9 protein-coding genes and 1 pseudogene are annotated in these 12,916 nt (G+C 57.4%); 5 read left to right on the top strand and 5 right to left on the bottom strand.

Annotated features, from left to right (window positions below):
- Window positions 1-82 (bottom strand): annotated as a pseudogene (locus AB5Y85_RS06290) (dioxygenase); the annotation flags it as partial.
- A 167-nt stretch (window positions 83-249) separates the two neighbouring features.
- A complete protein-coding gene (locus AB5Y85_RS06285) occupies window positions 250-492 on the bottom strand; it encodes a hypothetical protein (RefSeq protein WP_257687875.1) in 243 nt (80 codons plus the stop codon).
- Window positions 493-800: 308 nt separating this feature from the next.
- Here AB5Y85_RS06285 and pykF point away from each other — a divergent pair, with 308 nt between their 5' ends.
- From pykF to AB5Y85_RS06260, 5 genes are all read left to right on the top strand, one after another.
- Window positions 801-2,213 carry a pyruvate kinase PykF gene (gene pykF, locus AB5Y85_RS06280; protein ID WP_031227651.1) on the top strand — a complete coding sequence of 471 codons (1,413 nt, stop codon included), beginning with the start codon at window positions 801-803 and terminating at the stop codon, window positions 2,211-2,213.
- 150 nt (window positions 2,214-2,363) lie between these two features.
- Window positions 2,364-5,693, top strand: coding sequence for a mechanosensitive channel MscK (gene mscK, locus AB5Y85_RS06275; protein WP_181497512.1), 3,330 nt, complete (start codon window positions 2,364-2,366; stop codon window positions 5,691-5,693).
- A 407-nt stretch (window positions 5,694-6,100) separates the two neighbouring features.
- Window positions 6,101-6,505, top strand: a complete 405-nt coding sequence (locus AB5Y85_RS06270) for a hypothetical protein (RefSeq protein ID WP_257687114.1) — start codon at window positions 6,101-6,103, stop codon at window positions 6,503-6,505.
- Window positions 6,506-6,558: 53 nt separating this feature from the next.
- Window positions 6,559-8,589, top strand: coding sequence for a M13 family metallopeptidase (locus tag AB5Y85_RS06265; RefSeq protein WP_257687115.1), 2,031 nt, complete (start codon window positions 6,559-6,561; stop codon window positions 8,587-8,589).
- A 339-nt stretch (window positions 8,590-8,928) separates the two neighbouring features.
- Complete coding sequence (locus AB5Y85_RS06260; RefSeq protein ID WP_257687116.1) at window positions 8,929-9,861, top strand: GGDEF domain-containing protein; 933 nt, start codon at window positions 8,929-8,931, stop codon at window positions 9,859-9,861.
- Window positions 9,862-9,959: 98 nt separating this feature from the next.
- On the opposite strand, the gene crr is transcribed toward AB5Y85_RS06260, so the two are convergent.
- From crr to AB5Y85_RS06245, 3 genes are read right to left on the bottom strand one after another with little or no spacing between them, the layout of a single operon-like run.
- Window positions 9,960-10,469: a PTS glucose transporter subunit IIA gene (crr, locus tag AB5Y85_RS06255; protein ID WP_005338264.1), complete on the bottom strand. Its 510-nt coding sequence runs from the start codon at window positions 10,467-10,469 to the stop codon at window positions 9,960-9,962.
- 42 nt (window positions 10,470-10,511) lie between these two features.
- Window positions 10,512-12,239, bottom strand: a complete 1,728-nt coding sequence (gene ptsI, locus AB5Y85_RS06250) for a phosphoenolpyruvate-protein phosphotransferase PtsI (RefSeq protein ID WP_019446785.1) — start codon at window positions 12,237-12,239, stop codon at window positions 10,512-10,514.
- Between the two features lie 46 nt (window positions 12,240-12,285).
- Window positions 12,286-12,543 (bottom strand): HPr family phosphocarrier protein, encoded by a 258-nt coding sequence (locus AB5Y85_RS06245; protein ID WP_005338266.1) that lies wholly within the window; start codon window positions 12,541-12,543, stop codon window positions 12,286-12,288.
- Window positions 12,544-12,916 lie beyond the last annotated feature (373 nt).

Genomic DNA, 12,916 nt, shown 5'->3' with positions numbered 1-12,916 from the left:
GCAGAAAGCGGGTGGCGGGTTGCTCACGCAGCACCAGATCCGGTGCGCCGTGAGAGATAAACCAGACGGGGGCGAGGGACATAAAGCAGACTCCAACAAAGTATCAGGAGGCGATACCGGAGGGGATATCGCTGTTGGAATCGATTATCCCCCTGCCATTAAAGGTGAACAATCCAGCAAGATAGATAAGAACTATCAACCGATGGTTGATAATTTCACGCCTTCACGACAGGTAATCGGCAATAGATATCAAGGCTGAGGAGCATCCGGCAGCGGTCGGGCTACACGAAGCGCCATCCGGGTCGCGGCACTGTGATCCTGCCACTCTCGCCACGCCAATCCCTCGGCGGCCACCTCCCCTTTCACTGGGAGGGAGAAAATCGCCAGCAGTCGCGCATTATCAGGCCAGTAGCGGGCTGGCAGCGTCTGAACCAGCAGCAGGGCAGCGCCCAGCAAGAGCAGAGCCCATCCGGTTTCATGGCTGTTTTTCATCCCTGCCTCCTTCACCCGTGCGCCAATGAACTAACATTTTTGCGCAAGCCGGTGACAAGACGGTGACAGCGGACGGGTGGTCATTTTACAACATCTGAACCTCAACCTGGCCAAACAACCACAGATGGCAACATTTGTATCCCTTCAGCCCGAACCTGTGGCCGTATGCTCTAAAATGTGACTCACAGGAAAACGTTATCCCTGAAAAGAAAACGTTATCTGGTCAAAACGTTGTTTCTGGATCATAAAAAGATTCCAAAAACTGGTGTATATTGCTCGGCGGAAATTCCTTAACCATGAAGATTGACATGAAAAAGACCAAAATTGTCTGCACCATCGGTCCGAAGACCGAATCCAAAGAAATGCTGGCCAAAATGCTGGACGCCGGCATGAACGTCATGCGCCTGAACTTCTCCCACGGTGACTACGCCGAGCACGGCAGCCGCATCAGCAACCTGCGCGCTGTGATGGCCGAGACCGGCAAGCACGCAGCTATCCTGCTGGACACCAAGGGTCCGGAAATCCGTACCATGAAGCTGGAAGGCGGCAACGACGTCGCGCTGGTCGCTGGCCAGACTTTCACCTTCACCACCGACCAGACCGTGGTTGGCAACAAAGACAAAGTGGCCGTGACCTATGCAGGTTTCGCCAACGATCTGCGCGTCGGCAACCGCATTCTGGTTGATGACGGCCTGATCGGTCTGGACGTTATCGAAATCACCGAGCGCGAAGTTATCTGTAAAGTGCTGAACAACGGTGATCTGGGCGAGAACAAAGGCGTTAACCTGCCGGGCGTCTCCATCAAGCTGCCGGCCCTGGCCGAGAAAGACAAGCGCGACCTGATCTTCGGTTGCGAGCAAGGCGTTGATTTCGTTGCTGCTTCTTTCATCCGTAAGAAAGAAGACGTTCTGGAAATCCGTGAGCACCTGAAAGCCCACGGTGGCGAGAACATCCAGATCATCTCCAAGATCGAAAACCAGGAAGGTCTGGACAACTTCGACGAGATCCTGGCTGTTTCCGACGGCATCATGGTTGCTCGTGGCGACATGGGTGTAGAGATCCCGGTTGAAGAAGTTATCTTCGCCCAGAAGATGATCATCGCCAAGTGCAACAAAGCCCGCAAAGTGGTTATCACTGCCACCCAGATGCTGGACTCCATGATCAAGAACCCGCGTCCGACCCGCGCCGAAGCTGGTGACGTGGCCAACGCCATCCTGGACGGTACCGACGCAGTGATGCTGTCCGGTGAATCCGCCAAGGGTAAGTACCCGCTGGAAGCCGTGACCATCATGGCCACCATCTGCGAGCGTACCGATGCCGTGATGCCGTCCAACCTGTCTGCTGCCAACGACAGCAACAAGCTGCGCATCACCGAAGCCGTATGTAAAGGCGCCGTAGAGACCTCCGAGAAGCTGGACGCCCCGCTGATCGTGGTCGCTACCGAAGGCGGCAAATCTGCCAAGGCCATTCGCAAGTACTTCCCGAAAGCCTGGATCCTGGCTATCACCACCAACAAGAAGACTGCTGCCCAGCTGGTTCTGACCAAGGGTGTGGTTGCTCACGTGGTTGACAGCATCGCCTCTACCGACGATTTCTATCGCATCGGTAAAGAAGCCGCGCTGGAAATCGGCATGGGTCTGAAAGGTGACGTGGTTGTGATGGTCTCCGGTGCTCTGGTACCGAGCGGCACCACCAACACCGCTTCTGTTCACGTTCTTTAATCAGAGCTGAACGAGTTGAAAACGGCGCCTGCGGGCGCCGTTTTTTTTGTCCCTCCCCCCTGCTTACCTGACAAGCCCGGTGTTAGAATCCACGCGAATTTAATCTATGCGGGAAATCTCCCGAATATCGCGTAATAACCCGGAAGTTATATGCCCTCAATACGTTTTAAAAGAGCCTCGGCCACCCTGTTGCCGCTGCTCTGTCTCCTCGCCAGCCTCTGCGTGCCGCAAGCCATGGCGCAAGATGTCCCCTCTCGCAACGCAGTTCAGCGAGCGCTGGATGGTCTGGGTAAATCAGAGACCCTGACCGTCAGCCAGCAAGCGGATCAGAAGTTGCTGACCGAAACCCTCGGACTGCTCGACAGCATCGACAAGGAAGAGGCGAAGGCCAAGACCCAGGCCCAGCGGATCCGCAACCTGCCCACCGAGCTCAGAGAGATCAGCGCCAAGCTCGATGCCCTGACCAAGGGCAAGAGTGCCGAGCAGATCAAGAGCGAATACGCCAGCATGAGTCTGGCAGAGCTCGACAGCCGTCAGCCGGAAGTGCTGGCCAACATGCAGGCGGCCCAGGAGGCCCTCGGCGCCATCGGCAGCCAGCTCACCAGCTTGCAGACCCTGCCGGAGCGGGCCCAGGCCAGCATGAGCCGCGCCTACCAGCGCAGTCAGGAGATCCGTACCCGCCTCAACGCCGGTGAAAGCGTCTCCAGCGCCGAGAAGATGAAGCTCGGTGCCGAGCTGGCCCTGCTCGACCTGCAACTGGCCCACCTGCAAAAGGAGCTGGATAACCGTACCAGCATGCAGGATCTGGCGATCAAGCAGCGCGACTACCAGAGTGCCCGTCTCGCCAGCGAAGAGCAGAAACTGCAGCTGTTGCAGGATCAGAGCAGCGCCAAGCGCCTCGGCGACACCGAAAAAACCGCCGAGCAGACCGGTGAACTGGTGGCGACCGAAGACAGCCCGCTGGTGCAAAAAGAGCAGGAGCTCAATCACCAGCTCAGCCAGCAGCTGATCGGTGCCACTACCAGCCTCAACTCGCTGGTACAAAAAAACCTGCAAGCCAAGAGCTGGCTGGAGCGCGGCATCCAGACCGAGCGCAACCTCAATGAACAGGTGCAGATGCTCAAGGGCAATCTGCTGCTGTCACGCATCCTCTATCAGCTCTACCAGCAGCTGGAAGCGGCGCCCACCATCGCCGTCAAAAACCTGGAAGAGCAGATCGCCGATCTCCATCTGGCCCAGTTTGAACTGAGCCAGCAGCGTGACCAGCTGTTCCAGAAGAACCTCTATCTGGACAATCTGATCGCCGGCAGCAAGGATCCGGTGAGCGAGGAGGACAAGGAGAGCCTTGCCAAGCTGCTCGACACCCGTATCAATCTGCTCGATCAGCTCAACCGCCAACTCGACAGCCAGCTCACCAACGCCATCAGCCTGCAGCTGACCCAGCAGCAGCTGGCGCGGGTCTATGCCTCTATCGAATTTACCCTGCAGCAACACATCTTCTGGGTAAGCAGCAACAAGCCCATCGACAGCAAGTGGTTTATCAGCTGGCCCGCCCAGGCCTACAAACAGGCCTCCGACTGGGTATTGAAACCGGACTGGAAACGCTGGCGCGAAGAGCTCTTGGGGATATCCCTGCTCGCCTTCCCGCTGCTGCTAATCGGCGGCCTGCTGGTCTGGAAACGTCCGGCGCTGGTTGAGCGCGAGAAGAAGATCACCAAGGACCTTGGCCGTTTCCGTCAGGACAGCCAGTGGCACACCCCGCGCGCCCTGCTCTATACCGTGCTGCAACGCCTGCCGGGCAGCATGTTCATTCTGGCTGGCGGCCTGTTGCTCACCTACTGCGGTCTGCTCAGTCCCAAGCTGATGTTCCAGATCACCCTGAACCTCGCCCTCGGTTATCTGGTGTTCAGCGTCTATCTGGCGGTGATGCGCCCGGGCGGCATCGCCGAAACCCACTTCCGGATCCCGAAAGCGGAGCTGCAGGCCAAGCGCAACAGCATGCGCTACATCTGGTTGCCACTGCTGCCGCTCATCATGCTCGCAACCAAGGCAGTGGTTGAACCCTCCACCCTGGGCAACGACGTGATCGGTCAGGCCATGACCCTGACCCTGCTGGGGCTGGCCGCCTATCTGGTGTTCCCCATCTCCCGCGCCCGCATCAAGGGCGAGGCGAGCATGCAGAAGTCGCTGATCGCCATCGCCCTGGCGCTGGCGCCGGTGGCGCTGATCGTGCTGGCGGTGCTCGGTTACTACTACACCGCGCTCAAGCTCACCGGTCGCCTGATCGAATCCTTCTACCTCATCATCATCTGGAGCCTGGTCTACCGCACCGCCCTGCGTGGTCTGGAGCTGGCTGCCCGTCGTCTGGCCTACCGCCGTGCGGTGGCCAAGCGTGAGCACAAATCTTCGGAAGATGCGGAAGGTGGTGAGTCCATTGAAGAGCAGCCCATGGATCTGGAGGATGTCAGCCAGCAGTCCCTGCGTCTGACCCGTACCGTGCTGATGCTGATCTTTGGTGTCGCCTTCTACTGGCTATGGTCCGATCTGGTCGCGGTCTTCTCCTACCTCGACAGCATGGTGCTGTGGCACCGCAGTGAAGGCACCGGCGCCAACGCCGTGCTGTTCCCCATCAGCCTGAGTGACGTGCTGATCGGCTTCCTGCTGCTCGGCGGGGCATGGTCACTGGCGCGCAACCTGCCGGGCTTGCTGGAGGTGCTGGTGCTCTCCAAGCTCAACCTGGCTCAGGGGACCGCCTACGCCATCACCACCATGCTCAACTACGTGCTGATCGGCTTTGGCTCCCTCACCGCTCTCTCCATGATGGGCGTGCAGTGGGACAAGCTGCAGTGGGTAGCGGGTGGTCTGTCAGTCGGTATCGGTTTCGGCATGAAGGAGATCCTCTCCAACTTCGTCTCCGGCATCATCATCCTGTTCGAGCGTCCGGTGCGGATCGGTGACACCGTCACCATCGGCTCCTTCTCCGGTACCGTCTCGCGGATCCGTATTCGCGCCACCACCCTGACCGACTTCGACCGCAAAGAGGTGATCATCCCCAACCAGCAACTGATGACAGAACGGCTCATCAACTGGTCGCTGAGTGACACCGTCACCCGGGTGATCGTGCGGGTGGGCGTGGCGTACGGCTCGGATCTGGAGCTGACCCGCACCCTGCTCAAACAGGCTGCCGACGAAAACAGTCGGGTACTGAAAGACCCGGCCCCCATCGTCTACTTCCTCACCTTTGGCGCCAGCACGCTGGATCACGAGTTGCGCTTCTTCGTGAGCGAACTGGGTGATCGCAACCCGGCGGTAGACGAGTTGAACCGCAAGATCGACCAGCTGTTCCGCGAGAACGGCATCGAGATCGCCTTCAACCAGATGGATGTCTACATCAAGAACATGCAAGGCGAAGAGCAGAAGGTGGAGTCCAACTCCGCCGCCCTGCCGCCGCCCGCGGAAGATGGCAAGCAGCCAGCCTGATAGCGAACTGCATTAATCTGATAGCAACAGCCGCTCACCCAGGTGAGCGGCTTTTTTATGCCAGTTTATGGCGATAGAGACAGTTATCCATTGCCAATATGGCTGGCCGCCGCATAACAGACAGCCATCATCCTTGATAAAATATAAAGGGAAATAAAAGTCTAAAAACAAACACTTGCCCTACACCACTACTTACCGCATGGATGAAACCTGCGCCCTTGTCCCCTCACCGCGCCCCCCATACCGCGCTCGCTCCGGCTCCCGGATTTTTATAACTTTTTTTAATTTTATTTGAGTGTCCTCTTCATCCTGACCATTGCAAAGTGGCGCCATTCCAGCGCCGGGCCCAGTGACCAGCGCCCGGCTGACACCGACTTGCTCATTTGATAATTGAAAGGATCCGAGAGATGAAACACTCCTTGATGGTAATGGGGTTGGCCACCTGTATGGCATTGAGCGGCTGCCAGAATATGAATACCAAGAAAGTCCTGATAGGTGCAGCTGCGCTGGGTGCCATCGGCGCCGCTGGCTATTACGCCGGGAAAAAGCACAGCGATAACAAACACGAGCATGATGGCCAGCATGACGATAGCGATGACCAGCATATGGCCACCAGCAAGATGCCCCGTTACTGCTCGGGGGAAGCAGCCAGCAAATTCCATGTCTCCCCGCGCGATATCACCACCGAGTCGGCAGAAGAGAGTGGCCACAGATACAAGGTCTATGGCCAGTACGAGACCGATGATGATGCGGTCAACTTTACCTGCACCTTCAATCACGACGGTCGCTTCCTCTCGGTCGTTCGCAGCTGATTGACCAGCAGTTACAGCCAATCACCACAGTCTCCCCATACAGGACACACACGATGAAACAGCAACGCAGCATGATCGCCAGCCTGATTGCGCTGGCCCTGCTTGGCCTGGCCCCATGCGCCGGTGCCACCAGCGGCCACTCCGGGGTGGATCTGGCCAGCATGGATAACAGCGTGCGCGCGGCGGACGATCTGTTTCGCCACGTCAACGGCAACTGGCTGGCCCAGACCCAAATACCGGATGACATGCCGGGGCAGACCATCGGCAATCTGCTGGCGGACAAGTCGCTGGAGGATCGCAAGGTGTTGCTGGAGGAGCTGCTCAAGCGCCCGCAACAAGCCGGAACCCCTCGCCAGCAGATCGCCGATCTCTACGCCAGCTATCTGGATCAGGCCGGACGGGATGCCAAAGGGCTGACCCCCATTCAGCCACTGCGCGACGAGATCATGGCCATCCATGATGGCACCTCGCTGGCCACCTACTTTGCCCGTGTTAACAAGCTGGGTGGCGGTGCTCCCTTTGGTATCGGGTTCATGGCCGACAAGAAGCAGCCTGACAGCTACGGGATCTACCTGCAGCAATCCGGTCTCGGTCTGCCGGATCGGGACTACTACCTGAAAGCAGATGCCGCCAGTAAGGCTCTGCGGGCCAGCTACGAGCAGTTCATTACCGCCCTGCTCAACCATGCCGGCGTCGAGGGGGCGAGCGAGCAGGCCCATCACATTCTGACGCTGGAGACCCGCCTCGCCAGCCTGCAGTGGGATAGAGTCAAGCTGCGGGATGACAACCTCACCTACAACAAACTGCCCATCGCTCGCCTCAGTCAGTTGCTGCCCACCCTGGATTGGCAACGCTACCTGACAGAGGCCGGTATCGCCGGGGAAACGGAGATCATCGTCAGTGAGCCGGACTATCTGGAGAAGCTGGCCGCCGTGATGCAGGAGACCAGCATCGCGCAGTGGCAATCCTACTGCCTGTTCCATCTGCTACGTACTTATGCGCCCTATCTCGACAGCCAGAGCAATGCCCTGCACTTCGCTTTCTACGGTACGACCCTGAGCGGCATCCCCCGGCAGCGGGAGCCCTGGAAGCAGGCTATGGAGGTGCTGGACGACTATCTGGGTCAGGCGGTGGGCAAACTCTACGTGGAGCGCTACTTTCCGGCCGAGGCCAAGGCACAGATGGCGACCATGGTGCGCAATCTGATCGCCGCCTATCGCCAGGAGATCGGTGGGCTCGACTGGATGTCTGCCCCGACCAAACAGCAGGCGCTGGCGAAACTGGAGCAGGTACGGGTCAAGATCGGCTATCCCGACCAGTGGCAGGATTACAGCGCAATCGAGATCCGTCCCGATGATCTGGTCGGCAATGCCCAGCGAGCGGCCACGGTGCGTTACAACGAGCACCTTGCCCGCCTCCATCAACCGGTGGATCGGGAGGAGTGGTTCGACAATCCGCAGACGGTGAACGCCTACTACAACCCGAACAACAACGAGATCGTCTTCCCGGCAGCCATACTGCAACCGCCCTACTTCGATCTGAAGGCGGATGATGCGGTCAACTATGGCGCCATCGGCGCGGTCATCGGTCACGAGTTGAGCCATGGTTTCGATGATCAGGGGGCTAAATTCGATGGCAACGGTGCCTTGCACAACTGGTGGGCTCCGGCCGATCTCAAGGAGTTCACCGCCAGAGCGCAAAAACTGGCGAAACAGTACGACCGTTTCGAGCCCATCAAGGGGGAGCATGTCAACGGCCAGCTGACCCTTGGCGAGAACATCGGCGATCTCGGCGGCCTGACCATCGCCCACAAGGCGTACCAGCTCGCCTTGGGCAACCGCAAGTCAGCTGTGCTCGATGGCTTCACCGCCGAGCAGCGATTCTTTATCGGCTGGGCACAGGTGTGGAAAGGGAAGTACCGGCCCGAGCTTGCAGCCGTCCGGCTCAAGACAGATCCCCACTCGCCGCTGGAGTGCCGGGTCAACGGCGTCGTCGTCAACATACCGGCCTTCTACAGTGCCTTTGCTATCAAACCGGGAGACAAGCTCTATCTGCCACCTTCCGAGCGTGTGAAGATTTGGTGACCACCAGCAGGGGCCCTGGCCCGAAAAGCTCCAGCAGATGGACCACCTCCACCTGAGCTGAAGATGACCGACACAGGGAGTGTCTGTTTTACCCTGTCTGGTTTTTCCCGACCCACATGTGCCTGACCATGTGGGTTTTTTTGACCCTTTTGCCTCGCCGCTTCTCCTCAGCCTGCCCAGCTTTCACCCGATACGGCCACGGCAAACAACCCCGCCATTTTCTCGCCTTTGCCATTGGCTGAAAAACCGGCGGCGTAACCACCATAAATCGGTTTACCACCACACTGGTCTGACCTATGGTAAAGCATATAAAAGATGCATCGTGGAGCCGCTTTTCCTATGAATGACCGAGAACTGCAACAGATCCTGTTTCGCTCCTTCGATGTGATCCCGCTGCCTATTCTGGTGTCCGAATCCATTGCCCGTCACGATGGCTGCTCACCCGACATGATCCCTCAGCGGCGCCACCGCTTCCTGAATAAAGCCTTTATTGAGCAGTTGGGCTACAACCTTAACGATCTGCCGGACATGGCCTCCTGGTTTCAGGTCGCCTACCCGGATGAAGGGTATCGCCGCACCATCATCGACTCCTGGCACTCCCAGGTGGAACAGAGCTTGTCGCAAGGGCTGGAGGTCGCCGAGATGCCTGCGCTGATCCGCTGCAAGAGCGGTCAGTCACGCTGGTTTATCGTCACTGCCCAGCTGGGAGCCGATGCCATCCCGGATGGCCATATCGTCACCTTTCGCGATATCCACGACCTGCAGTGTATGGTGGAAGAGGTGAGCCGCCTCTCCTGCACCGATCCGCTCACCGAACTGACCAACCGGCGCGGCGCCCAGCAACAGCTGCAGGCCCTTTGGTTGCAAGGTGAGCCCCTCTCGGTGGTGTTGGGAGATATCGACCATTTCAAACAGGTCAATGACCGCTACGGCCATCCTGCGGGCGATGCCGCGCTCTGCGCCGTCGCCCACGCCATGGCTGGCCAGCTGTTGCCGGGGGAGAGTCTGGCCCGTTGGGGCGGAGAGGAGTTCCTGCTGATCCTGCCTGGTTGCGATATTGAACAGGCAGCACGGCGCGCCGAACAGCTGCGCCAGCACGTCAGTTCCACCCGCTTGCCATGGCAGGGGAAGCAGCTATCCCTCACCATCAGTCTGGGGTGTGCCAGCATGAAGGGGCAGGAGAGCATCGACTATCTGCTGATGATGGCAGACCGGGCCCTTTATCAGGCCAAGGATCAGGGCCGTAACCGGGTTGTCATCTCGACGGAATAGAGTGGTAACCAGAACGGAAAGCCGACTCGCAGCCATAAAAAAACCGAAGCACAAGGCTTCGGTTTTTTACTGCGCAACTGGCGTGAGCCAGCCGGGCATTACTTCTTGATACGGATAACCGGGGTCTCGCCCACAGTCACGGCACCAGTCATTTTGATCAGCTCTTTGATCTCGTCCATGTTGGAGATGACAACCGGAGTCAGGGTAGACTTGGCTTTCGCTTCCAGAACGGCCAGATCGAACTCGATGATAGTGTCACCGCGCTTGACCTGCTGGCCTTCCTGAGCGATACGCTTGAAGCCTTCGCCTTTCAGTTCAACGGTGTCGATACCGAAGTGAACGAACAGCTCGATACCGGAGTCGGATTCCAGAGAGAACGCGTGGTTGGTCTCGAAAATCTTGCCGATGGTACCATCGCACGGCGCAACCATCTTGTTGCCAGCCGGCTTGATGGCGATACCGTCACCAACGATCTTCTCGGCGAAGACAACGTCAGGCACATCTTCGATCGGCACGATTTCGCCAGACAGCGGAGCAAAGATTTCGATGCCGCCGGTGTCAGAGCTATCGTCGGAAACCAGTTTCTTCAGTTTATCAAACAGACCCATATAAAGCTCCTAGAGATGATTTGTCGCTGTTTGCAGCCGATCTTAGCAGACTGCTTTCTGCTTAATAAAGTTATCTACGCACGCTTCGATTTCAGCGGCGGTGGCAAAGCTCAGTGCTTGATCAGCCATTGCCTTCACATCTTCGAAGTTGGTGTTGCGGATAAGCTTCTTGATACGCGGTACAGAGATGGCGCTCATGGAGAACTCATCCAGACCCATACCCAGCAGCAGCAGGGTAGCGCGCTCGTCACCAGCCAGTTCACCACACATACCGGTCCACTTGCCTTCGGCGTGGGACGCATCGATAACCATCTTGATCAGGGTCAGGACGGAGGGTGACAGCGGGTTGTACATGGCGGAGATCATCTCGTTACCACGATCGACAGCCAGGGTGTACTGGGTCAGGTCGTTGGTACCGATACTGAAGAAATCCACTTCCTTGGCCAGATGATGAGCCATCACGGCAGCGGCCGGGGTCTCGATCATGATACCCACTTCGATGGATTCATCAAAGGCTTTGCCTTCGGCACGCAGTTCTGCTTTCAGCGTCTCTACGGTAGCTTTCAGGCTACGGAACTCTTCGACAGAGATGATCATCGGGAACATGATGCGCAGCTTGCCGAAGGCAGAGGCGCGCAGAATAGCCCGCAGCTGAGCGTGCATGATGTCTTCGCGGTCGAAGAAAATACGCACGGCACGCCAGCCCAGGAAGGGGTTCATCTCTTTCGGGAAATTCATGTACGGCAGCTCTTTGTCGCCGCCAATGTCCATGGTACGCACGATGATCGGCTGATCCGGCATCGCTTCGGCCACTTCTTTGTAGGCTTTGAACTGCTCTTCTTCGGTCGGCAGCGCGTCACGGTCCATGAACAGGAACTCGGTACGGTACAGACCCACGCCTTCGGCGCCATTGCGGATGGCACCTTCGGTATCCTTGACGGTACCGATGTTGGCGCACACTTCGACCTGGTGACCATCCAGCGTGATGGCAGGCAGATCTTTCAGCTTGGCCAGCTCATCTTTCTCGGCCTGGAACTGAGCCTGGAACTTCTTGGCTTCGGTCAGCTGTTCAGCGGTCGGATTGATGATGATCTGGTTGTTGATCGCATCCAGCACCAGCATGTCACCGTTCTTGACGCGCTCGGTGATGTCGTTGGTGCCTACCACGGCCGGCAGCTCCAGGGAGCGGGCCATGATGGAGGTGTGAGAGGTACGGCCACCGATGTCGGTGACGAAACCCAGCACATATTTCAGGTTAATCTGAGCGGTTTCAGACGGGGTCAGGTCTTTGGCGACCAGGATCACCTCTTCGTCGATGGTGCTCAGGTTGACAACGGCGATGCCCAGTACGTTCTTGACCAGACGGGTACCGATGTCACGGAAGTCGGTAGCGCGTTCGCGCAGATAAGGGTCATCCAGCTCGGCCATCATCTTGGCGTACTGTTCGATCACCTCATAGATGGCTTTGTCAGCGGAAGCCTTGTTCTCTTTGATGAAGGATTTGATATCCCCTTCCAGCTCCTCATCTTCGAGCAGCATGATGTGGCCTTCGAAGATGGCCTCTTTTTCCTCACCGAAGGTGCGACCGGCCATCTCTTTGATGGCTTCCAGCTGGGTAGCTGACTTGGTACGAGCTTCGAGGAAACGGTTGATCTCGGCATCAATCTGGTCAGCAGAGATTTTGCCCTGATTGATAACGATTTCATCTTCTTTCAGAAGAAGCGCCTTACCGAATGCGATACCGGGGGACGCAAGAATGCCAGATATCATAATCCTTCCTATTAAAACGACTGTGGGGGAGGAATCTAAAGCTGGATTACTCCAGCTCGTCCATCAGGGCAACCAGCTTCTCAACAGCTTGCTGAGCATCCGGGCCATCAGCCTGGATAGTTACGTTGGTACCCTTGGTCAGGCCCAGGGTCTGCAGCTTGAACAGGCTCTTGGCGCTGGCGGACTTGCCACCGGAGACCACAGTGATCTCGCTTTGGAATTCTTTGGCTTCTTTCACGAACTGAGCTGCCGGACGGGTGTGCAGGCCGTTTTCAGCAGTAATAACAACAGACTTCTCGTACATGGTTTCACCCCATATTATTGATATTTTTTGGTGGATTGGTCGTTTTTGAAGCAACCTGACCCACCGTGTCAGTATGGATATGTTGTAAAGTAACGAAAGCAGACCCGCAATGGTTTAATCCAGGTCAAGTTTCTGTGCAGTAATCGGCGCGCTGGTTGGCAATTTTCAGTTATTGGGCTACAAGCCGCATCAGGACTGGCCTGAAATTATTTTATAACGAAAAATAACACTTTGTTACTTTGTGATACCCAGCCAGCAAACACCGCGTGACGCCGCACAGGATATGAGATTTAGAGCGGAATGTCTGCTTTTTTTCTCACTCCGGAACTTGTTATTTTACCCCAAAAAATAAGGATCAAGTGACCCTAACAGG

The organism is Aeromonas sp. R3-1 (assembly GCF_040908345.1).
In the GTDB taxonomy this organism is placed as follows: Bacteria; Pseudomonadota; Gammaproteobacteria; order Enterobacterales; family Aeromonadaceae; genus Aeromonas; species Aeromonas veronii.
Note: the sequence above shows the minus strand (reverse complement) of the source record. Positions and strands in the feature narration are given on the sequence as shown.

Coding starts and splice junctions, on each gene's coding strand:
- AB5Y85_RS06260 (WP_257687116.1), top strand. CDS start 8,929: ATGAATGACCGAGAACTGCAACAGATCCTGTTTCGCTCCTTCGATGTG.
- mscK (WP_181497512.1), top strand. CDS start 2,364: ATGCCCTCAATACGTTTTAAAAGAGCCTCGGCCACCCTGTTGCCGCTG.
- AB5Y85_RS06265 (WP_257687115.1), top strand. CDS start 6,559: ATGAAACAGCAACGCAGCATGATCGCCAGCCTGATTGCGCTGGCCCTG.
- pykF (WP_031227651.1), top strand. CDS start 801: ATGAAAAAGACCAAAATTGTCTGCACCATCGGTCCGAAGACCGAATCC.
- ptsI (WP_019446785.1), bottom strand. CDS start 12,239: ATGATATCTGGCATTCTTGCGTCCCCCGGTATCGCATTCGGTAAGGCG.
- AB5Y85_RS06285 (WP_257687875.1), bottom strand. CDS start 492: ATGAAAAACAGCCATGAAACCGGATGGGCTCTGCTCTTGCTGGGCGCT.
- AB5Y85_RS06270 (WP_257687114.1), top strand. CDS start 6,101: ATGAAACACTCCTTGATGGTAATGGGGTTGGCCACCTGTATGGCATTG.
- AB5Y85_RS06245 (WP_005338266.1), bottom strand. CDS start 12,543: ATGTACGAGAAGTCTGTTGTTATTACTGCTGAAAACGGCCTGCACACC.
- crr (WP_005338264.1), bottom strand. CDS start 10,469: ATGGGTCTGTTTGATAAACTGAAGAAACTGGTTTCCGACGATAGCTCT.